Raw genomic sequence first — 221 nt, forward strand, 5'->3', positions numbered from 1 at the left:
ATTGGTTGCGGGAGCCGGATTTGAACCGACGACCTTCGGGTTATGAGCCCGACGAGCTACCAGGCTGCTCCATCCCGCGCCAGTAGACTTGAAAGTTGTTTTGCTTCTGCTTTCGAAAGAAGTGGCGTATCCAATTAAGAATTGGTTGCGGGAGCCGGATTTGAACCGACGACCTTCGGGTTATGAGCCCGACGAGCTACCAGGCTGCTCCATCCCGCGCC

The 221-nt window shown here is 56.1% G+C and carries 2 tRNA genes; both read right to left on the minus strand.

Features of this window, described 5'->3' with window-relative positions:
* Positions 1 to 2: 2 nt before the first annotated feature.
* Positions 3 to 79 (minus strand) — tRNA-Met (locus tag C2M35_RS14655).
* A gap of 63 nt (positions 80 to 142) precedes the next feature.
* Positions 143 to 219: transfer RNA gene (locus C2M35_RS14660), tRNA-Met, on the minus strand.
* Positions 220 to 221 lie beyond the last annotated feature (2 nt).

Source organism: Pseudoalteromonas sp. T1lg76, assembly GCF_002964725.1.
Lineage (GTDB): Bacteria > Pseudomonadota > Gammaproteobacteria > Enterobacterales > Alteromonadaceae > Pseudoalteromonas.